Raw genomic sequence first — 22,671 nt, forward strand, 5'->3', positions numbered from 1 at the left:
GTATTTGCTTATTCCATTAAATTTTTTAATTAATTTTGCGCACACTCATTTTGCGTCCTTTTAATTTTCCACTCTGTAAATAGCGGAATGCTTTTTCTACATGATTGAGTTGGATCGCAACATAAGAATGTAAGGCAGTGATATTAATTTTACCAATTGTATCGGCTGCTAACCCTGCATCTTTTGTTAAAGCCCCAAGGATGTCACCAGGACGAATTTTATCTTTTTTTCCTGAAGCAATACAAAGCGTTACCATTTTCGGTATTAAGCAAGTATTTTGGTGTTTTTCTAATTCCTGGATGTTTCCCCAATGAATTGGTTTCGGGAGATTGTTTTCAATGATGCAAATGCGTTGTGCATCTGCTGGCGTTGTAATATTTAAGGCCATGCCTTTACATCCCGCTCGTCCAGTGCGTCCAATACGATGAATATGTACGTCATGATCAAAAGCGAGATCAAAATTAATCACTGCAGAAAGCTCCTTAATATCCAGTCCTCGTGCTGCAACATCAGTGGCTACGAGAATAGAGCAACTTTGGTTGGCAAAACGCAAGATAGCAAGATCACGATCGATTTGCTCCATGTCTCCATTTAAAGCCATGGCACTGAAACCTTCATGAATAAGCTGGTCTGTCACTTCCATTGTTTGTTGTTTGGTATTGCAGAAAATTAAGGTTGATTCAGGTTGAAAATGCAACAGTAATGGTTTTAATAAGGGATACTTTTGAGCTTGTTTTGACACTTCATAAAAATGTTGTTCGATACCCATTTCTTCAATTGGAGTTTCTACATGAATTTCTTTAGGGTTTTTCATAAATTGCTTTGAAAGTAGTTTGATTTCTTCAGGATAGGTTGCAGAAAAAAGTAAGGTTTGTCTTTCTTTGGGACAAATCGAGATAATATTTTTAATATCATCAAAAAATCCCATATCCAGCATCCTGTCGGCCTCATCTAAAACGAAAGCTTTCACCTGCGATAAGTCTAAAGAGGCGTTTTTTAGATGTTTCAGTATTCTACCCGGTGTTCCGACAATGATATGAGCGCCATGCCTTAATGAATCAATCTGAGGCTTCATGGGGATACCCCCTGATAAATTAATAACTTTTACATTGGGTATCAGACAAGCTAAGCGCCGGATAGCTTGGCTGACTTGTTCGGCCAGTTCACGGGTAGGGCAAAGAACTAGTCCCTGAACTCCAAAAAATGAAACCTTTATATTATTGAGTAAAGACAATGCAAACGCTGCGGTTTTTCCACTACCCGTTTTTGCTTGCGCAATAATATCTTCATTTCGAAGAATGATGGGCAGGCTGTGCAATTGGATGGGTGTCATATTTTCATAATTTGCAGAAGCAAGGCTTTTTATCAATTCTTGACGTAGAGGAAGTTGACTAAATGATAGGTGTTGCGCCGTGGGTTTTGTTTGAGTCATGATGCTGCTTCTCCTCTGGGGTGCTTTAAAAGGCGAACTTATCCGGCACCGTACTTTTGAAAAAATTATTTTTTCAATAATTCAGCTTTCCATTGAATAGGTGCAGCCGCTCACTCTTGGAGAGAAATGTGTGGATATAGAGGTAAGATGCATCGGTAACCTGTTGTTGCTCATTTTTTAAAAATGCGTATTCAATTATCGATGACGTCCGCGCGATGTATTTTTCTCTTGAGCCATAGTGACTTTTAAAGGGCGTCCTTCCAGTGTTTTCCCATTCATATTTAAAGAGGATTGAGCTTCTTGTTGGGAACTAAAGGTGATAAAACCAAAACCTTTGGTATGACCAGTAAAACGATCTTTAATTAAAAGGAGCTCATCTACCTTACCATATTTTGAAAATTCAGCTTGTAACACCTCTTCACTAATTCCAAAGGGTAAGTTACCTATATATATTTTATTTTGCCTCACTGTCATTTTCTCCAGGTAACCACTATAGCTTAAAGATATAGTGGTTTAATAAAATCCTTTTAAATTATATAGCTACTATATTTTCTGCTTGAAGGCCTTTTGATCCTTGCGTCACAACGAATTGTACTCGCTGACCTTCTGTGAGGGTTTTAAAGCCAGAACTTGAAATTTCTTTAAAGTGAGCAAATACATCCGGCCCGCTTTCTTGCTCAATAAAACCAAATCCTTTAGCTTCGTTAAACCATTTAACGACTCCGTTTACTGTTTTAGACATAATGATCCTCAATATAAATTTGTAATGCCTCTATAGGCGAATTAGCCGGAAACCGGTCAAGAATTAGAAACTACCGAACGAGGGATTAAATGAATAAAACGACGATTTGGAGAGTATAAAATAGACATTTTCTAGCTAAGACTAGGTTACAACTCTTTTAGGTTGAAAGTCAATTTATTTGTAATATCATTATAAAAGTCAGGTAAAAACGTATCTGATTAAAAGGAATTACAAACTTAAATTATAGGATAATGCACGATGTTGAGGTATCCTCTGGTTTCTTAATGTTATTTAGGTATTCCTGTACTTCAGGTAGTTCCTCTGCCCAACTGAGATATTCCTCTAACGATATATAAGGACTTTTCTTACCTCCGAATGGTTTGCTCGGATCGATAGCTTCATTTTCTTTGCGCAAATCAGCCACTTTGGTATTGCTATTAATGACTCCTTTACTTTCTAAAAACTTAATCAGTAAATAAAAGGACAATGAACTTGGTCGATAATGACCACTGCTGTTGCTAATGTGGGTAACTATCCCATTACTAACGGCCCACATACCAGCACAACGGACGCTTTTACCCGAGCTCAATGAGGAATGATGGAACTTACCTTCCTGATGAGGATGAGTAATAAAATCATTTTCATTATCCATACTCCAGACAAAAGCTGTGGAACCAAAGGCCGAGCCCATTTTAAATGTATAATTCTTCATAAGTCTTGAATTTAGTGGTTCCGCCTCTGCATCACTATTTTTTTGTTTGGAAACCAGAAAATTTTGACCATCAAGACTTTTGAAAGTTACTATGTGGGCTGTTTGTACCTCATAATCGATTAATTTAATCTTATGTTTTTTGTCGATAACAGTATTCTGCGTCAGTACTTCATGAGATTCCAGCCATAAAAAAAAGGGAGTAGGGTCCTCACTTTTAATCCAGTCTAAAAAGGCGGCATTCAATCCCGATTTTTTATTGGGTAAATGATTCATGTTAAATTCAAATTGCCGATGTACTGGATCAATTTTTTCTAGATATGTTCCACTAAATAATTTTAATCGTGATGGGGTATTAGTTTGGTTACGTACCTTCAAGTGCTCAATCATCTCCTTGCGCTGAATATGATGTGGCTTGGCGTTGGTTAGAAATTCTTCTAATTTATTAAGATAATGTAATTTGGAATTTGCTTTCTTTTTTAGGGATAAAATCCAGTAATCAACGCTACCCTCTAATTTTTTTACCTCACCCTTCGATTTGGAGATTAAATTTTCTCTTCGTTCCGTAATATAGTGGTCACAAAGTCTTTCGATTTGAATTAACAGGGCCTTACGATCGAAGATATTGTCTGCCTCTTTCTTTTCCAAGTGATGATATTTCGTAATGGCTTCGGAAATTTGCTCAATTATTGTATTTTCTTTATCATATTTTGAGCCATCCAAAATGGTTTGCCATTCTTTAATGGAATAAATATCACGACCGGTTATCTGAGGCATTAGAGACTCCTTTAAAACTGAGTACGACTTGGAGTTGGTGAAAAATTTTACAACCGATAGTATAATTGTTGATCATTAAGGAAATATTATGTGTAACTGGTTTATTGAGAAACATAGCGAAATCTGGGTTAAATGACTTAATTAGAGAAATGGAAGATTGGAAGGTTTGAGATGGTTTGCGTTATACACTATTGATTTGTTGAGAAATGTAGCAAACAAATATTCTGGTTAGGTATAATTAAAGGGTCTTAAATCAGTCTTATTAAGGACATACACTGCCTGAATGTAGGACTTGTAAATCCCTACCGAACGATAGTCAAAGGGCCAAGATGGTTTCATTTAAAAAAATTTCTTACTGTATTGTTAAATTATTCGAATTGTGTAATACTTCAGCAAAATGTTCGTAAAAAATATTTTTCTAGATGAATACTTTAATTTTTCAGACCATAAATTCAGCTTCCAACGACTTAGGAGTTAGTACCACTAATCCTGAGCTAGTTATTAGGAATATGGCACAAATTAAAGTTCCAAATAGAACAATATGTTCACGAAACATAGTCAACAGCATGACTCTTTCTTCTCAAGAAAGACATTTATTTCAATTTCCATCTTTGAATGTGATTGATATTGCCAGAATAGCTACAACTCCTCCCGATCCCCACACTTTTTAATCTTTTTCTCTAGTCTGAGATTCGCTAAGTCTCAACTGGAATATATTCTGTTTCAGAGTGACGTCACAACATAGACAGCATCATTAGTGTTCTTTGAAAAAGATCGCTACTTTTGCAAAGAAATTTTTCATTAAGCCGTGTCACGTTATCTCATATAGAAAATAAAAATAACAACTGTATCCCTATTTAGCAAAAATTTTAATATACAGTTAGGTTGAAAAGATGAAATTGCAACATAGTGAAAAAGGCGACAGATATCTTTATATGGGTCTTAATATTTTCTTAATATTCGATTAATCAGTCAGTTTATACAAAAACCACTTAATTTTAAAAATTACTTGTTTGTAATACTGACCATTAACGGGATTCATATGAAAAGCATTGAGCAGAGAATTAAATTATTAAAGAAATGTATTGAGATTAAAGATTCAATTAATCAAAAAATTCCTTTGGCAGCGAATCGCTATGATGAATTTGAACAAATTGATCGCACCAAAATGAAAGCATATGAACAGGACAGAAGAGCAAAAACGCCTGAAGAGGAGCAATTAGAATCATGTATATACGAAATGGAATATCTTGATGCTCATGATCAGAGCTATGAAGAGTACGAAAAATATGTAAAAGAAAAACAAATTGAATACCAAATTTTTGAATTCATCAATGATTGTTTCAAGGAGTTTTGTCTCGATAAGCAGATAGAATCGCCGCACAATCTAGACAATACCCAGAAACAAAATTTCAAGCAAATGATACTAAGACAATCTTCAATTTTATGTGAAAAAATTGCAAGAGCACAAAAACTTTTGGGAAGAGGAAGCAGGGTTGTTGACGTCTCTAAAATGGATGACTATCTTGAAATCAATGCTGATAATTTTATTCATGTTCTAACGCAGGGATTACCATTAACGATTAATGACGAAGAATTAGCTTATCGATTTAAAAAAACTCTTGAACTGGTTGAACATCGAGACTCCTCTGACAAGCAATTTAATCGGGAAAATGCTTTTCTTCTCCAAAAGGGGGGTGATAAAAAAGTTTTAGAAGTAGTCCAAAAATCTAAAATATTTGCAAACGCAGAATATTTTGATAAACCGGAAATCAGTACGGGTTTTTGTGATGAACATACCTGCATTGCCCTTAAGAGATTATATGATGAATTTTTAATTGATAGTGATACCCCCGTTGAGAAAATTAGTATCCATTACTTTGATGATGATGGTAATCCGTCAGATGGCCACACATTTTTAGCCATTGGCCGTAATCCCGATAGTCCTCTCAATGACATCAGCCAATGGGGAGGGATCCTTTTAGATCCATGGAATAAGATAGCATGTCTTACAGAGGATTATAATTCCTTACCTTATTTTTACATTTCTTACCCGAAAGGGGCTACATGGGAATCTATCCAATTTACAGATAAAGATTATACTCTGCGCTCGTCACTCCGAGATGCGAACCAATATTATCAGATGACAGGGAACAACGACATAGAAAAACGTAGGCCATTGCTGATGGAAGAACATCAATTGCACTCGTTGGATGAAATAGGATTAGAAGAAACTAAAGCATTTCTTACGGAACTGATTCATAAATTACGGCCCCAGAATTTCAATGAACCCATTGAGATTTTTATTACCACGACAGGTAATAGATTGGTTCGTTCGTTGGCAGGATTTACTAAACCCGCGATAGTAATCCACAACGATTTTCTTAAGCAGATGCAAGATGGCATTTATACAGTTGAAGAATTAGAGTTCGCTTTAGCCAATGAGTTACTTTATCTGAAACACGAAGGTGTTGGAATTTATTATGAGATTTCAGCCGAAGAGCAATTCAAACTCGATAAATTAACCATTGATCAATGCCATAATGTACAAGCAGGTATTAGTTATTTAAGAAAAAGCATTCATTTTCAGAACCAACATCAATGGGATGTGAGTCATGTCAATCCATTTCATTTGATACATGATTATCGACAAGTGACATTAGCGGATTATCAGCAACGTATAAAAAATTTATTAACCTGGTTGGCTATCAAAGAAAATGAACGTGATGAAAAACAACAAACGTCTTTACCCAATACTATTTTAAAAGCTGTTACTCCGATTAGACGAGAAATTTTTTTTCAGAAAGAGTGTGATGCGTGTGAAAATACCGTAGCGAAACTCAAGTTTTTAGAGTCCAGATTAGCCGAGCTAACGGTGGAGTTATTACCCTATGAAATTACGCGTAGTACGGGAATCAAGGTAAGGGATTTCTGTCGTATTTTACATGCGATGGATATTGATTTGAACAATGCGGAAGTAAAAAAAGCAGCGGAAGAATTAATTGAAAGCGCTTTTGAGTTGCGAATCCCATCCTTTGAAGTTGTTTATCTGGCTCTTGTACATCAACATTTCACGAGTAAAAATTATTTGAAAGATACCGTCCGGGTACCTCCACTTGGAATCTTTAAGGACATAAATAATGCAATTGATGCGTTTGTCATAGCAAAAAGTTTCGAGGAAGCGAAAGAGGCGGCCGAGACACTAAAAGCGTTACAAGAAAAATATATAGGTCATCTTAGCCTATCATTTCGTCGGGCAAGAGCTCATACCTACCAATTTGAGCAAATGAATCAACGCATGCCTGTGGGAGATGAGCGATTTTTTGGGTCAATTATTGGTGAGCACATCGAGTGGCATACTTTTACGTCTCAAGATAATGTGACTGAGGTGCCTTGGTCGAGTCATCTTGAATGGGTACAAAAAGATGAGAGTTCTATTATTGGCGAGACATTATGGCGCCTTGGGATTACGAAGGATCAAAACTTATGGTCTGTATTGCCTGAGAAAAAACTATTGTCTTTCGTCATTAATTATAGTGAATACAAACCCATTACTCATTTAACTGGACAGTTAGCTGCATATGGTGGTGATAACTATTATGAGGCGATATTAGCGTTTTTGTCTGAGGATGTGCTTCGGAAATTTAATGTCAACTTCGAGATGTTTTTTGTCGAGGACACTTTTGAAAATAAATTGAAACAGTATTATGATTTGAATTGGTCAGTATTAATTAAACCTTCAGAACATGAAGCTCGAAATGTTGACAACCTAGCCATTCAATTTTTGTTGACTGAATTTGCCAATATAGCCATGAATGGGACTCCAGAAGAGAAAGCAGTTGTGAAAAGCTTTTTCCTGGGGCGAGAAGATAAACGAGATCTGGAGCACTTGCAGCAGGTTTCTACAGAGATAAAATCAACATTACATTATAACTCCCCATATGTTCAATTTTTTCTCAATCAGCAATTTCAGGACAAAAAATTTGATTTATTTAACACAGAAGAACAACTGAAATTACTCAGTACTGTCTCCATGTTTTTATATGAAATCCCACCCCAGACGTTCATTTACATTTTTCGCTTGCCTTTTGAATCACTCAGCCTTGAGTGTCTGGAACAGCTACTGACGTTAAGCAAAGATCAACAATGGTTCCATGCCTCTTCAATTGCATCTGGCTTATTTACGGAACATATCAAACAACATGGAAATTATGAGGTATTAACCCAAGATACGATAGCCTTACTAAAACTTGCCAATCTGTTTGTAATTAATCCTGTTGATCGCGCCGATATATTTAAATCATTCCTCTGGAGTTTGCCTCAAGAAGCCAGTGGAACAAACCATTTAACGCCGAATGATTTAATCCTTATTTATCGAATGTTTGATTCACAATTAATATTTCCCTCCATTGAAGTGCAAGAGCATTTTTCCCGGTTGGTTATCGAGCGGATAAAAGGGATTTCAGAGCGTGATGAGCGTATCCAGGCATTGGAAGAGCTTCTCTTCGTAGAGAATGCGATCAGTCTTCCGATTAGCAATATTTCTCTGCGTAATGAAGCCATTGATCAGTTAGTCAAAGACTTAAGAGATAAATATAATCAAGATGACCAATCTCAGGAATATAAGGAAAAGATGATTGCCATAATAAATCATCTGTATAAAAATATGGCAAAAAGAGACGTCACATTAATGCTTTCACGATTGGCTAATGCCATCGAATCCCAGTGGGAAGTAACGGAACATTTGGGCATTTTGTTAGAGCCTGATAAATATTTATCGACTAATCAACAGGAAACGATGGATTTTTCGATAAGTACCCTGGCCGCAGCCTCTCGGAAATTAAGCGAAGACAAGAACGACATAAAAGAGTTCCTGGAGTTTATATCCTCTCCCATTAGCACTCAAACAACAGATAAATTTTCCAGTTATTTATTAACCCATCATAAAATAAACGAGCTGGCAAAACTATTAGGCTACAGTGATAATTTGGCAGAAATTGAAAACGACAAACCTGGAACTGTTGCTTTAATGTTGAGAACTTTGTATGCGCAGTTCTGGGATTTGAGTTTGGAAGAGCGAGCGGTTATTGTAGATCACTTGCTTATTCCTACCAAAAAAGTAAAAACCGCTGACGAGATGGAAGATGCCTACCGAGAAGCCTTTTCCTACGTTGCTCATAAATTATTCCCTCATTCCGAAACAGATAAAGAGGAAAATTTTGCTTACGCCTTGCTGAAAGCTTATCTGGAGACGGCGGATAAATACATTCGCAGCCATTTGTTAGCAGGAATGCTAGTAGCTACCAATCAGTCGAATGGGTCTGGCCAATCACCGAGCGCAGGTAAAAAATTAGCCATGTTATGTGAACATATGGGGCCTGCTTATGTAAAACTTGCTCAAGCAGTTCATAGTCATCCAAATACACCGGAGCATATTCGCCGCGATCTGGACCATTTAAAGGGGCGGGCGAACCCACCTCATCGTTGGCAGTTATGGCGGCTCTTGCGCGAGGTGGTTTCTCGTGACGATCGCAAAATGATAAAACATGTCGGAGCGCTTTTAGGCTCAGCTTCCTATAATTTGGCTCTGGAAGTTGAGTTAGAAAATGGACAAGACGTGGTGCTTTTGATGTTGCGTGAAAATGCAGCCAAAAATGCACAAGAAGGCTTTATGCATTTGCAAAAGACGATTGAATCCTGCCCGCACATCGATATGGTACCCCTTCGGGAGAGTATTTTATCGATTATCAGTGAAGCCAAAGAACTGTCGAAAATTGAAATGGACAGGAAGTTAAGCGAGCAGCAAAACCAGGTTGCAGCCAGATTATACGCTCGTTCCATCACCGTTACGGTAGATGATAAACCTCATACTTTCACCATGAACCCGGCTCATTTGATTCAAAGTGGGGAAGGCTATCGATTTATCGAACGTGTCTATGGAACCGAATTTAATGAGCTCCCCAACCAAACTTCAGAAGACAGGGAAATTCGCCGAGCCATTGCAAAAGCAGTCATTACGGTGGAACTCATTAACATTCTACGGGGTGATTGTTTTGATTCTGACCGGCATGGCAATCAACTACGTCATCAAAACCACCAACTGGGATTGTATGATTTTGGTGAAATGTCTTTGCACCCGCCCAGTGAAGTGGAGTTAAAGCAATTAGCCAAGGTTCTGTCCGATGTTCCCATAGCAGCCATAAAAAATAAATTGTTTCATACAAACTTTGATGTGCTGTTAACAGAACATATTCGAAAAGCGCTTAAAGCGGGTGAACCCACCAGCTATTTAATGAGAATCAGGAAAGGACTTTTGGCTTTACGAGATTTCCAAAAAGAATTATCGACTGAAGAATTAATCGATGTATTAAAACAGGTTAATGCCAGTGAAGCCATCCATCAAAAAATCAAATTTCAGGTAGCAAATACCATTCGCATGGCTGAATGCATGGAGGATATTAATAAGAGTTATCAACGTTTTGTTTCTAAGGCGGCTTTTTTCAAGAGAAAGGTTGACTCATTGTTCAAAGGGTACCCCTCTCATGAAGCGTCGGCTCAGGATGGAGTTTCATGCCAATGATAACTGGAGATTTTTTGCTCCTGACAATTAAAAATAGAAATTAACTCCTAGAGGTAGAATGCAAAAGTTCTACCTCAGTATTCAATTCTTAAGGAGAATACCGCTGTGTATGCTACTCTATCTGTACGTGAAATTTATTTAACTGCTTTATCCAATAACGATATCAGCACTGTAGAACATTGCTTAACTGTAAATAAAGTTTCTCCTAATATCCGCGATAAAGATCTGAACACGGGACTACATTATGCCGTTAGGTTCCAAAATAAAGACTTGCTCAAATTATTATTAAAACATAATGCAGACATAAGTTTAAAAAATAGAAAAGGTTTAACTGCCATTCAATTAGCGGCTTCTAATGAAAGTTATGACTGCTTATCTCTGATTGCCGACTTTTTTTTGTTGAAGCACAATCCAAAATTGGAAGCAACTGACAGGAATTTGCTGGAAATTTTCCATTCTCCTCAAAATGAACAGGTGACATCTCCATTCATAGAGGCTGTGAAGAGGGGGGATTTAACCCAAGTAAAAACATGTCTTGACTCGGGCACATCTGTGGACATGATCATTGATAGTGAGTCGAGCACAGCTCTGCATCAGGCGGTAAAACAACGGGATAAAAAATTAATTGAGTTGTTATTACAATATGAACCTAATCTAAATCTTGCCGACAAAAAGCAGAGGATACCACTTCAATTAGCAGTAGAAATGGAGGCTTGGGAGTGCTATCAGCTTATCGCTGATTATGGGAGCAAGCGGGAAACATCTAATAATAACGATCAGGCCAATTATAATTTAATGGAGAGAGATAAACCCAAAATCGCAAAAAAAATATCTCCCAGAGAAGCATATCAACAGGCGGTTCAGCAGGGTAATATTGAAGAAATTAATCGACTATTAGCGGCTAAGGTTTCTGTTAATACAGTGGTTGATGCTCAATTCAATACCCTGTTGCATATTGGTGTAAAAACGCAAAGTTTAGAAATGGTGAAATTGGCGATGGCGTATGGCGCTTCAATCAATCGTCAAAATAAAGAGGGCCAAACAGCACTGGAATTAGCTTTTTCTAGCCAAAATTGGAGTTGTATTGAAGTAATGGCAGCGTCCAAAGACTTTGCGAATCAGGAAATAAGTCAAGAAATTCTAAAAACAGCAGTATATGCCAAACTAGTGAATATAATAAAAATATTGATTGATGCTAATGTATCCATGGATTATTTCAACACGAGTGCGGGCATCAATTACCTTCACTGGCTCATAAACAACAATCAGCAAGACATGCTGGCTGTTCTCGGGCAATCGCCTATAGTCCAAAAATTCCTGTTCCTTGATGCTATTAAAAAAAACGACATCATTTTTGCACAAGAACTATTAAAGCAAAATAAATCTTTAGTTGATGTCATGGACAGTGAGTTCAATACAATCCTGCATATCGGTGTAAATACGCAAAATTTAGACTTGATTCGCCTTGCATTGCAAAATGGAGCTGTTTCAAATCGTAAAAACAAACAAGGTAAAACTCCTTTAGAACTGGCGTTGGAGAATAGAGCCTGGAACTGTATTAAAACAATTGTCGAGAATGATCCGGTACATAATGAACCTCTCGATGCGGCATTACTCGCCGCCTTACGTGCACATCAGGTTGAGTTGGTCCAGATTTTGATTCATGCTGGCGCCTCGATGAAATATTTTACGACGCTTCAAGGTAAACTCTATTTTGAAAAACTGATAGCGAACAAGCAGGATGAAATGGTTGCCGTTTTATCTATATCTCCAGTAATTCAAGAATTAATGTACTCAGTTGCAATCAGTAATAACGAAGTTTTCGTTGTTGCAGGCGCTTTGTCAAAAAAGGATGTTTCTGTGGATGCTCTATTGGGTCCTAATAAGGAGACCGGATTACATATCGCCATTACCCATAAGAGAGGGGACATGGTTCAATTATTTTTGGATAACCATATTCAGCTTAATACTCGAGACATTAACCAAGTAACAGCCATAGAGTTAGCCTTGAAGTTGCAGTCCTGGGATCTACTTAAAATTATTTTGGAAAAACGACCACTAGATAAAAGTACTTGGACTCAATACCAATTGGTTTTTATGCAAGCATTAAAAGTAAATCAGCCAGACATACTGATGATTTTGCTAAAGCAAGGTATGGAAGTACTTCCCGGTTATTTTAATACCGATCAAGGTGTACAAGATTACCAACAAATGGTTGCTCATCAATCGAATGATATGATTCGTGTTTTATTATCAGGAAGTAAAGAATTTCGAATGAAATTTGGTATTTTACCTAATCAGGTTAGAGACTATTTTGAAGAAATGATTATGGGTGAAGAACTAACCAACCCAGTTATTACCAAGCAAGGAACAACCTATAACGCACAAGATATAAAAAAGTTAGATCATGATCCAATTACCAGAGCATCATTGCAGCAGAATGAATTGGTTCCAAATCTAATCGTCTATGATTTGTTAGCCTATTATAAACATCCTCATGTGAATCTTATGGAGGTCCCCCCTTGTTTAATATGCCCTGAAACCAGTGATGTTTATAAAGAGCCCGTTGTAGCGGGGGATGGGTTCACGTACGAAAAAGCGTGGATTACAGATTATTTGCAAAAAAACAATAACAAAACGCCTCGAGGTCATTTGCAGCTTAATAGGCCTTTATACAAAAATCGCCTGGTTAAAATATTAATTGAAGAAAAGTATTCCCTTGAAAAAATCATGGAGGAAAAAAATAGGGAAAACTATAAGCAAGCATTTGCAGAGAGAAATTTAAAAGCGGTAGAAGAATCATTAAAGAATAAAGTATCTCCTAATACTCTTATTGATGCCAATGGGAATACCGGATTGCATAAAGCGGTGGAAGAGGGGAGTATTGAATTCATCAAACTGCTGCTCGATCATGGAGCCAGTTTGACGATGCTGAATAAATCGGGTTTGTCACCCATGAAACTGGCGGTAACTTGTAAAGCCTGGAAATGTATTGAAGCAATGGCCACCCTTCACCCAAATGATAAAACGATGCTTTCTCAGTATGATATTCCTTTGATTCATGCATTACATGCAAATCAAATTGAAGTAGCTCGAGTTCTGTTAAAAGCGGGCGCGCCGATGTCCTTTTTTACTCTTGAAGAGGGTGAGGAGTATTTCAAAAAACTCATTGTCACCCAACAAAAAGAAATTCTTAATGTTCTAATTACAGAAGGACGACCGGAAATTATCAATCCTTTGCTATGTAAATTTGGTAATTTGGCTTTTGAAGTCGAAGAGCTGTTTGAAGACTCAATATCTTTTACTTCCATCGAAGAACCCGTTATTGTTCCAACTGGAATTACTTACGACATAAAAACAGCAACTACCTTAAAAACTGATCCTTTATCACGGTTGCCATTAAGCAAGGAAGATTTGCTTCCTAATCGTTTGGTAAAAGATTTATTAATGCATTACAAACGTCCGGGTGTAGATGTTTCTCAAATACCGCCCTGCTTGATTTGTCAAGAAACTAAGGGACTGTTTATAAATCCTGTTGTTGCGATAGATGGTAAAACTTATGAAGAGTCATGGATTACAAAATATTTAGCAGAACATGATGGAATGACACCTCCAACAGTTGGGGCGCCGCAGGGTTTTAAACAAACAAAAAATCTTTACTCTAATATTTTAGTCAAAAAGCTGATTGAAGAGAATTATAAAAATGATCTTCAAATATCACCAGCCCAAAAGAACAATTTCTCAGGAGAGTATAACCCACGCTTATTTGGTGCTAGAGAAGAGAAAAAAGATCAACTCTCATTAAATAATAATATGGAATATAATAATGGATGATTATCAAAACAATTAATGGGCCAGGATGGGACTAGAATCCCCCCGGCACTAAAACCATAATGACGGGCAGGAGCAAAAAAAAATATCAAGACAGTCTTCCAGGTATAAGGGGTTCCTGCTTGCCATAGAAATGCCCTCTTTCATGTTCTAATTGTAGTATGAAGACTGTCATTAGATGGAAGTCATTTTGCAAAGTGACACAGATACCAAACTCACCATTTTAGGTCGCATACCTTCGCGAATTTATATAGGGAAAATTGAATAAGAGTCTTGTTAAATCCAATCTTCATTTGCAGTAAAGGCGATGGTTAGCCAACGTTTAGGAGAGTCTTCTCCAATAGCCAACGCAATTTCATTACGAATCTCATCCAAGGTTTCAATGCTTGAAATTGGAAAATTCTTGGGGACTACTATATGTATTTCAATAAATTGTGCACGTCCTATTTTTGCAACGTAGCTTGTATAGGTTTTGAAATGACGCAGTTTGGTAAGCTCATCTAAAAAAGTTCTAATTTTTTCGTCAAGATCCAAGGGTGCCATACGAAATATGTCTCGCATGGCATCACGGACAGCGGCCATAGGCACAAAAATCAAACAAGCAGTAAGAATCGCTAAAATAAGGGGGTCAATGTAGGGAGTAAAATATCCATAGGCCCCACTATGCAACAAAGCTGCGATGCCAAATGCCACTAAGAGAGAAGAGGAAATCAATGCAGACATTAACCAACTTTGGATGTCTAAACGCAAGAATTCGGAATTAATTGTTCGGTTTTTTTTAATCAAATAAAAATACATGCCAGTTGATAAAAAAAATACTAAAAGGGCAAATGTAAATGCCCAATCAAAATTAAGCTCATGACCACCAGACATTAAACTGCCAATGGCATTTATCATCGCATAAGTACAAAGAAGGATGAGGATGCTACCATTCAAAACAAGTACCATAGGTTCGATATGCCAGTAACCATATTGAAATCTACGATTCCCCTTTCTTGTTAAAAGACGGGCAACAAACAAAGCCAGGATTGACATCATTGTATCAACTATATTAAACATACCGTCAAAGACGATAGCCAAGGAACCCGACAGTAGCCCAAATAAAATACCTACAACAGCTAAGAGAAAGGTAACAGCTATTGAAGTTTTAAGCGCTCGTCGTTCGTGAAGATCCTCTTGTATTTTCATTTGAGTATATCCTGAGATTAAATAAGGTTTTATTTACTGTATATTATTGCGTCAACAACTCCTAATAATCCATACCGATTGAATTATAAGATCTTTCACATAGAACTGTTTTTTTATTTGTTCGGTTATTTATCTTTTCTTGTGGAGGCGAAAGTATTATAGGGTCTTATCATTGGCTCGTAGTTCAGGTGTAGGGGTGAGAGTTTTTGTAGATATAATTTTATCCCATTTGCTTATCATGCCAATAGCATCAATAGTGAAATCATAAAGAGGGCAGGTGCCCCTAAAGTATTAATCTCGATCTCCTTATAAAACAAAGTCTTCTGGATGATAAAGATAAATTTGCTCTCATAACAACCGCCTGGTTTTAGTATATCCAGGGCATTAGGTTAAATTGAGCAGGGATGCATCGCTTTCTTTACCCAATTGAGCCAGCTGTTTTTTTACGAACACCCACATGATGACAAGCGTAATATTTCTAATCGTTAAAACAACAATGCTTTCAAAACAAAAGTCCAATACGCGTAGATACAATATGGGATAAATGAGTTCAGTCAAGCCCGCTATTGCCAATACACCGAAAGTAACAACGCGCCAATTGTCTAGTTTAAATAGATGGCCTGCCATAACTGGTAACGCTAACCAGCCAAAAAATTGGGGAGATCCTACTTTGTTAAATACAATCAGTTCGAGTGTGATCGATAGAAAAACAAGTGTGAAAATAATATTACGGTCAACATGGCGAGCCCTCCATGCTAACCATACAGTTGTGGTAATTGCAATCAGCAGCACTAAATTCATTATCACTGCTGCCTCTGCTGCCCCTGTTCCACTGACTTGATTGGTCATTAAAATGGGATCGTAATAAATATTTGAAGTTGCTTCTCCAGCAAAAGCAAGCCAAATCCAAAAAGTTGCTATCGGCGCTTCTATTTGAATCCCACGATGAGTCTGCATCGTAATAAAACTGAAGAGATTAGCATCCCCACTCAGCATTAGCCCCATACATACTATAATGATGCTAATAAAAATCGCTCCAAAAATTACTTTGATTCTTAGGTCTTTCAAAACGAAGAGTCCTATTAATCCAGCGATTGGCCAAATTTTTAACCAGGTACCGAAAGTAAACCAAAAAATAGATTTAGTATTGCGATTATTAGCCCACGAGGCTAAACCTAAGCCCGCTGCTGCGGTAGCAAAACTGTCAATTCTTCCGATTGCAATTGGACCTAGCAGGGCGATAAACAAAATCCAAAACCAAGATGCTCGAAACGCGGCAGGATTCCCCTTACCGCTATCGACTAATTTACAAAGAGCGAATAAATTCATCAGAGTAATAAGAATAAACCAATTTATTTGAAAATTAATAGGACTAATCCATTGGCTAAGTAACATAGGTGAAAGTGCCAGGTAGGGATAAACCCATTGTTGTGAAATACCATATATCGGTTCACCGACAATAATTCTGCCCACCCAATACTCATAGAGCGTTAAGTCACCAAAAGGCAATACTGAGGGAAACTTGCTTGCAACAAATAATACCCAAAAATGCACTCCTATTGCTGCTACTAAAAGCAAAAAAATCCCTCTGTATTCCTTCTTTTTCAATTAAAGTTCAATCCTATTAATACACATGCCGTTTTTTTCTTGACGGAAAGAGTTACATTTGCTCATAACTACATTGGAAGTTTCAATTGTTTAGAGCATAGGTACTATATATTTTATTAGCTAAGCCAGATCAGTGTCCATTTCCATAACATAATCCTGCTGACATTTCTCTTAAAAATATTTCTTATGGAGCGCGTGTCTTTTACTATAAAGATTCATTGTAGCATGATACGGCTCCAGTAAATTTGGGAAGTAATTTCTTCCTCGGGCAAAGATAATCAAAACCCATAGTTATTATCTATCTGCGATTTGGGTAAAAGAGAGTTTTAGAGAATACCAAATGCTCCCTCTTTGGAGTAGACCTCAAGAATGATAATAAGGGATAATGAGCTATTTACTAATTAAAATTATAATTTTACAATCGCCAACCCATATTTTGAAAAGGATGTTCCGTGTTTTCTTTTAACAATAAAAAAGCTTTTTTAGGACTTTCAAAATTAGTTTCCATTACAACGTTGTTGATAAAATCTTTTCTTGTATTACCAATCAGCCTGTTTAATCGCCAATCAATGGAGAAGTCAGCAGCAAACTTAAAGATTAAAAAAACTATAATAGCACTTTGTGCAAGTATACTGGCTCTATCATTGCTAGCTTGTGACCGCGATGGAAATTTTATATTAAACAAACGTCATCACAATCCAAAGCCCACTCCGAGACCGAGACCCACACCGACGCCTGCACCCACGCCTACACCGACGCCGACTCCGATTCCGACACCGACACCGACTCCGACACCGACACCGACACCGACACCGACACCGACACCGACTCCGACTCCGACACCGACACCGACACCGACTCCGACACCGACACCGACTCCGACGCCGACACCGACACCGACGCCGACACCGACACCGACGCCGACACCGACTCCGACGCCGACACCGACACCGACGCCGACACCGACACCGACGCCGACACCGACACCGACGCCGACGCCGACGCCGACGCCGACTACACCCCCGCTTTCGTCGTCTTCGCTTTAAATATACCGCTTCTCTAACTTCAAAACTAATTGTTTGGTATGCAGAAATTATTATTTCTGGATACCATGTACTAACAGCTAAAAAAAGTGGTACGCATTTATAATTTAAACTGAAGTAGATCTGGGATTTGAACTGTATCAAACATGAGTTCACCTAAAGTATTAATTTGGATAGCTTATGATTTTAATGAATCTAATACATAATAAAGAACAATATATAGTTCAAAAGAATCATTTAATCCTGGCGCTGATTTTTATATTTGCTCTATTTACAAAGTCCATCCATTTTGATCATCCTGATGGTTATATATTTGATGAAATATATTGTGGATTTACTGCGGAACAATATGCTGAAAATAATATGAATGCATGGGTATGGGATAGTAATCCACCGAAAGGATTAGCATATAACTGGGTTCACCCTCCCTTAGGTGGCCTGATAATCTCAGGTCCTATTCGGCTCCTGGGTAAAAGTGCTTTGTCACGAAGAATTATTCCCTTAGTGTCAGGGATCCTTATCAGTATGATGGTATTTCAATTAGGAGTATTACTTTTTCCTGAAAAAGCATCAATTGCATTGCTTGCCGCTGCGTTTTTTACTCTAGATGGCTTGGGTCTAGTACTTTCAAGAATCAGTTTAATTGACACTCTGCTTACACTTTTTATTATGCTAAGTACCTATTTTGCATTTAAAAAAAGTTATTTTTGGTCTGCTGTTTTTTTTGGTATGGCCTTCTCCACAAAATGGACTTCTTTGTATTTAACCGCTTTTTTTTTCTTACTTAGCTTTTCCCATTGCCTTTGGAAAAAAGAAAGAGTAGGCAAGAATATGTTGTTCTTATTAAGAGTGTGTTCACTTTATTGCTCTATTGCTATTACGATTTATCTGCTTAGTTACTTGCCTATGATTGTACATTTTGGATTTCATAAATGGTGGGATTTGCAAAAACAGATGTTATTTTTTCATCTCAACTTAAAAGCAACTCATGATTGGCAATCTAGCGCGTGGACGTGGGCATTTGATTATCGGCCGGTGTGGATTTTTGTAAAATATGAAGTGGGTAAAACACGCAATATCTATGCCTTGGGTAATCCTCTCATCTTTTGGGGGGGCGTCCTCGCTTTTTTTTATTCAATTGGATGTGTTTTATTTTATCGATTAAAACCGACTGATATTAAGACTGTAAATACACAACAATCCGGCAATGAGCGAATGACATTACTCTATCTGCTCCTTATTTATTCTTTGTCCTTCTTCCCCTTGTTTTTTTCCCCTCGGATTATGTTTTTATATCATTATCTACCTGCAATACCATTCTTATGTCTAATCCTCGCGTTTTCTCTCCAAACACTTGCTCAATTAACTCCAAAACTTCGTTCTCTACCCTTACTCTTTCTACTATTTACTTTTATGGTTTTCATTTTTTTCTACCCTTATTGGACAGGGATAGCTGTACCAAACCAATATATTTATCTGTTTCACTGGTTAAAAACATGGGGACCTTAAGGAAACAAGTAAGAGAGTTATTAGAGATTCTTGTCGATATACTATTCCCAGATATTTTATTAAGAGGTTGTTTTCGCAGAAAGTCAGAGTTCAAAATTGATTAAAGCGTTTTGAATATATAGTGGAAAATTTTTCTATCCTACGTCCTGCGGCTTGTCCGCAGGATCCAGAAGCAATTACTAATCAATCGAGTGTATCCAATTGGCACCATAGATAGATTATATGTACTCAGGGGTAAGTGTAGTTTGCAAAGGGAAAACAAATTATCCATGCTCATTAATTGCTCATCGATTGGATCTGAGTGTCTTCATCCTCGGGGTGGCTCTCGTTTTAATTTTATTATTTTGCGATGTATGAAAAAAGCCACTACTCGAGAACGTGCCCAACCGGATAGTTTGGTGTAAAATAGGCATCACCTATCGAATAGACGCATGACCATCTGCTTGAATGAAGGCTTTATTTGCTTGTTTACTCCCACCAGGAAAAGTCAAAATTTTCAGATTATCTTTTTCAGCCTGCTTCTTGCTTGTAGTAATCTTTACATCTAGATCGCTTACATCATATCCCAAATAATCTGCGGCGGACTTTTTAACATAATCTATAGCTAAATTTTGTCTTTGTTCTTTTTTATTTTTTATCAGGTTAAAGAGCAATAATTATTTCCTCTTCATAGGGTTTTTACCTTCTTTTTTCTGCAGATTTCTCAGCTGTGAATCAAATTTTCTTATGTCCTCATTCAGCTCTTTAAATTTCTCAAATAAATCCTTTGGTATTCCGCCAATAAAGCCTAACGAGATTATGATGAATCCTATGAGATTTGTCTGCTTTGTTTTCCAGATAAAGGCGTACTTTTGGATAAATTTAAGATGACGTACAATCTCGTTCTCACAATGTTCCAGAAGCTCCATTAAGAACGCCTAAATCAGAAAAGTTAGCAGGAAGAGTTGGCGTAACCAACGACCAGGTTATCCCACTGTTGCTGCTTACATACATCAATGGAAGTTGTATGTTGCTGGTATTGGTATAAGTACCTACAGCCGTGCAAACATTTCCGCTACAAGTGAGTGCATTGATTGTGCCAAAATCTGAAAAATCGACAGGTAATGTCAATGCAAATGATATCCAGGAAGCACCCTGAGTACCACTAACTAGTAACATCGGGAACTGAACGAAGCTGGCATCAACATAGTCTCCTGCAGCAATACAATTTGAGCCTGTACAAGTGATAGAACGCAACGATGTGAGGTCAGAAAAATTAGAAGGTAACGTTGTGGGTATTGATGACCAACTCGTACCACTGTCAGTACTATGAAAAAGAAGTGGCTTAGTGGCTGAACCATCGCTATAGTTTCCGGCACCATTACAAACTGAACCGATACATGTGACTGCATTGAAAAAGCCAAAGTTAGAAAAGTCTCCTGGTAATGAGGGAGTTACAAATCCCCAGCTACTACCAAGATTATTGCTAACCAGTACTAAGGGTCGTGCCTGAAAGAAAGGTTGAAAAAAGACACCTGTTCCAATGCAAACACTGCCTTCACAGGTCACAGAATTTATCGTGCCAAGATCAGAATATGTAGGAGGTAGGGATGGAGTGACTGATGCCCATGAGGATCCAGAATTATTGCTCACCAGCAACAAAGGTTGCTGAACGTTTCCCACGCGGGTATATGACCCCGCAGCAACACAAGTACTTCCTGTACACGTGGTGGTATTAAGACTTGCTAAATTGAGGAAGTTAGCAGGTAAAACAGGTGCTACTGTGGACCATGAAGCACCGCTATTATTGCTAAGCGAGATCAATGCCTTTTGTAAAACGCCATTGAAATAAGCACCGACTGAAACACAAGTGCTTGACTCGCACGTTGCTGCTTTCACGGACGCTGATGAAACAAAATCAACAGGAACGGGCGCTGTTACTGAGGCCCACGAACTACCCGCATTGCTGCTAAAAATAAGAAGAGGTTTATTGATCGCACCATTATTATAGATCCCTGAACCTATACAGTTTATTCCAGTGCATGCAGAAGCTGTGATAAATCCATCACTCACGAAATCAAGCGGTAAAGAAGTTGTTTCTGGTGACCAGACATTACCACTATCTGGGCTGAACAAAATGAGCGGACTTTGAATTGTACTTGTGTCTTGATAATTACCAAGGGCAATTAATCCAGAGAAAAAAGTCGCCTGTACAGTATGGTTTGAGGTAATGTTATTAAGCGTATAAGTTAGTCCGCCAGTTTGTACAACTCCTCCATCCAAAAGCCATTGATTTACTGCAAAACCTGCTGAGGGCGTTGCAGTAAAATTGAGGCTTGTACCACTATTTACAGTCTGCGGCGTATCTGGAGATATTGTGCCTCCTGTCCCTGCGCTCGGGATCACTGTAAATTGCAATGGCGAAAAAATAACTCTTACCACATGATTGGCAGTAATGTGGTTAAGCGTATAGTTCAGTCCACCAGTTTGAACCAACGCCCCATCCAAAAACCACTGATTGACTGCAAACCCTGCTGAGGGCGTGGCTGTAAAAATGAGGCTTGCCCCACTATTGACAGTCTGCGGTGTATTTGGAGATATCGAGCCTCCTGTCCCTGCGCTCGGGGTCACTGTAAATTGTACTGGTGAAAAGATAACTTTTACCACATGGTTCGCAGTGATGTGGTCCAGCTTATATGTCTGTCCACCAGTTTGAACCAACGCGTCATCCAAAAACCACTGATTGACTCCAAACCCTGCTGATGGTGTTGCTTTAAAAATGAGACTTGCCCCACTATTTACAGTCTGCGGCGTACCTGGAGATATTGAGCCTCCTATTCCGGCGCTAGGAGTAACAACAAATTTAGATTTTTGTATCACATTTATAGTAAAGGGAAAACATAAGTGGTCGAGCGATGGTTTAGCCCATTCCTTCAGTTCTGCAGAAATCGTTTGAGGTGTTGGTGGGGCTTGCAATTGTACGCTGATCTTACAAGATTGCCCTGGTCCGATGGGAGTCCCACAGGTCGTTGATAAAATAGATAGGCCGCTACTCGTTGGAAAATGACTCCGATCAATAACCGTCAGCATGGCTCTTGATGTAATGTTTGTTACAGTAAAAGTCGCGGTTGTGGTAGATAAGACATTTACCTCTGAAGGAAAAGGAGTTGTCGCAGTGATAGAAATCAGATGCGCGAATGCTGCAATCGGGAAGAGAAGGATTACACTAAAAATGAGTTTGATGCACGCTATGTGTATCCTTAAAAATTTCAT

The 22,671-nt window shown here is 38.0% G+C and carries 13 protein-coding genes; 3 read left to right on the forward strand and 10 right to left on the reverse strand.

Annotated features, from left to right (window positions below; translation table 11 throughout):
- Nucleotides 1–25 precede the first annotated feature (25 nt).
- The 4 genes from dbpA to BU07_RS0107605 form a co-directional block, all read right to left on the reverse strand.
- The gene (dbpA, locus tag BU07_RS0107585) at nucleotides 26–1,432 is read right to left on the reverse strand and encodes an ATP-dependent RNA helicase DbpA (protein WP_031564851.1); all 1,407 of its coding nucleotides are present in this window, start codon (nucleotides 1,430–1,432) and stop codon (nucleotides 26–28) included.
- A gap of 195 nt (nucleotides 1,433–1,627) precedes the next feature.
- Nucleotides 1,628–1,900, reverse strand: a complete 273-nt coding sequence (locus BU07_RS0107595) for an RNA recognition motif domain-containing protein (protein WP_031564852.1) — start codon at nucleotides 1,898–1,900, stop codon at nucleotides 1,628–1,630.
- 64 nt (nucleotides 1,901–1,964) lie between these two features.
- Entirely contained in the window at nucleotides 1,965–2,174 is a 210-nt protein-coding gene (locus BU07_RS0107600; protein WP_031564854.1) for a cold-shock protein, read from the reverse strand.
- 241 nt (nucleotides 2,175–2,415) lie between these two features.
- Entirely contained in the window at nucleotides 2,416–3,660 is a 1,245-nt protein-coding gene (locus tag BU07_RS0107605) for a hypothetical protein (RefSeq protein ID WP_031564855.1), read from the reverse strand.
- A gap of 1,042 nt (nucleotides 3,661–4,702) precedes the next feature.
- Here BU07_RS0107605 and BU07_RS0107610 point away from each other — a divergent pair.
- Both BU07_RS0107610 and BU07_RS0107615 read left to right on the forward strand, forming a co-directional pair.
- Nucleotides 4,703–10,240, forward strand: a complete 5,538-nt coding sequence (locus tag BU07_RS0107610; protein WP_031564857.1) for a hypothetical protein — start codon at nucleotides 4,703–4,705, stop codon at nucleotides 10,238–10,240.
- Between the two features lie 105 nt (nucleotides 10,241–10,345).
- Complete coding sequence (locus BU07_RS0107615) at nucleotides 10,346–14,074, forward strand: ankyrin repeat domain-containing protein (RefSeq protein WP_031564858.1); 3,729 nt, start codon at nucleotides 10,346–10,348, stop codon at nucleotides 14,072–14,074.
- A 273-nt stretch (nucleotides 14,075–14,347) separates the two neighbouring features.
- On the opposite strand, the gene BU07_RS0107620 is transcribed toward BU07_RS0107615, so the two are convergent.
- The 4 genes from BU07_RS0107620 to BU07_RS17415 all read right to left on the reverse strand — a co-directional run bounded on the left by BU07_RS0107620 (nucleotide 14,348) and on the right by BU07_RS17415 (nucleotide 17,854).
- Nucleotides 14,348–15,259, reverse strand: coding sequence for a cation diffusion facilitator family transporter (locus tag BU07_RS0107620; RefSeq protein WP_031564861.1), 912 nt, complete (start codon nucleotides 15,257–15,259; stop codon nucleotides 14,348–14,350).
- A gap of 384 nt (nucleotides 15,260–15,643) precedes the next feature.
- Entirely contained in the window at nucleotides 15,644–16,837 is a 1,194-nt protein-coding gene (locus BU07_RS0107625) for a glycosyltransferase 87 family protein (protein WP_133134432.1), read from the reverse strand.
- A gap of 445 nt (nucleotides 16,838–17,282) precedes the next feature.
- Nucleotides 17,283–17,552 carry a hypothetical protein gene (locus BU07_RS17410; protein WP_031564865.1) on the reverse strand — a complete coding sequence of 90 codons (270 nt, stop codon included), beginning with the start codon at nucleotides 17,550–17,552 and terminating at the stop codon, nucleotides 17,283–17,285.
- 62 nt (nucleotides 17,553–17,614) lie between these two features.
- Nucleotides 17,615–17,854, reverse strand: coding sequence for a hypothetical protein (locus BU07_RS17415; protein ID WP_154659367.1), 240 nt, complete (start codon nucleotides 17,852–17,854; stop codon nucleotides 17,615–17,617).
- 236 nt (nucleotides 17,855–18,090) lie between these two features.
- On the opposite strand from BU07_RS17415, the gene BU07_RS0107635 reads away from it, so the two are divergent.
- Nucleotides 18,091–19,419: a glycosyltransferase family 39 protein gene (locus BU07_RS0107635; RefSeq protein ID WP_031564867.1), complete on the forward strand. Its 1,329-nt coding sequence runs from the start codon at nucleotides 18,091–18,093 to the stop codon at nucleotides 19,417–19,419.
- 416 nt (nucleotides 19,420–19,835) lie between these two features.
- On the opposite strand, the gene BU07_RS0107640 is transcribed toward BU07_RS0107635, so the two are convergent.
- A complete protein-coding gene (locus tag BU07_RS0107640) occupies nucleotides 19,836–20,072 on the reverse strand; it encodes a hypothetical protein (RefSeq protein ID WP_031564869.1) in 237 nt (78 codons plus the stop codon).
- Between the two features lie 232 nt (nucleotides 20,073–20,304).
- Nucleotides 20,305–22,671, reverse strand: coding sequence for an InlB B-repeat-containing protein (locus BU07_RS0107650; protein ID WP_133134433.1), 2,367 nt, complete (start codon nucleotides 22,669–22,671; stop codon nucleotides 20,305–20,307).

The organism is Legionella wadsworthii DSM 21896 = ATCC 33877 (assembly GCF_000701265.1).
Lineage (GTDB): Bacteria > Pseudomonadota > Gammaproteobacteria > Legionellales > Legionellaceae > Legionella > Legionella wadsworthii.

Bases quoted from the DNA above. Each gene is read 5' to 3' on its own strand.
- BU07_RS0107610 (WP_031564857.1), top strand. From the start codon at position 4,703: ATGAAAAGCATTGAGCAGAGAATTAAATTATTAAAGAAATGTATTGAG.
- dbpA (WP_031564851.1), bottom strand. From the start codon at position 1,432: ATGACTCAAACAAAACCCACGGCGCAACACCTATCATTTAGTCAACTT.
- BU07_RS0107635 (WP_031564867.1), top strand. From the start codon at position 18,091: ATGATTTTAATGAATCTAATACATAATAAAGAACAATATATAGTTCAA.
- BU07_RS0107605 (WP_031564855.1), bottom strand. From the start codon at position 3,660: ATGCCTCAGATAACCGGTCGTGATATTTATTCCATTAAAGAATGGCAA.
- BU07_RS0107650 (WP_133134433.1), bottom strand. From the start codon at position 22,671: ATGAAATTTTTAAGGATACACATAGCGTGCATCAAACTCATTTTTAGT.
- BU07_RS0107600 (WP_031564854.1), bottom strand. From the start codon at position 2,174: ATGTCTAAAACAGTAAACGGAGTCGTTAAATGGTTTAACGAAGCTAAA.
- BU07_RS0107620 (WP_031564861.1), bottom strand. From the start codon at position 15,259: ATGAAAATACAAGAGGATCTTCACGAACGACGAGCGCTTAAAACTTCA.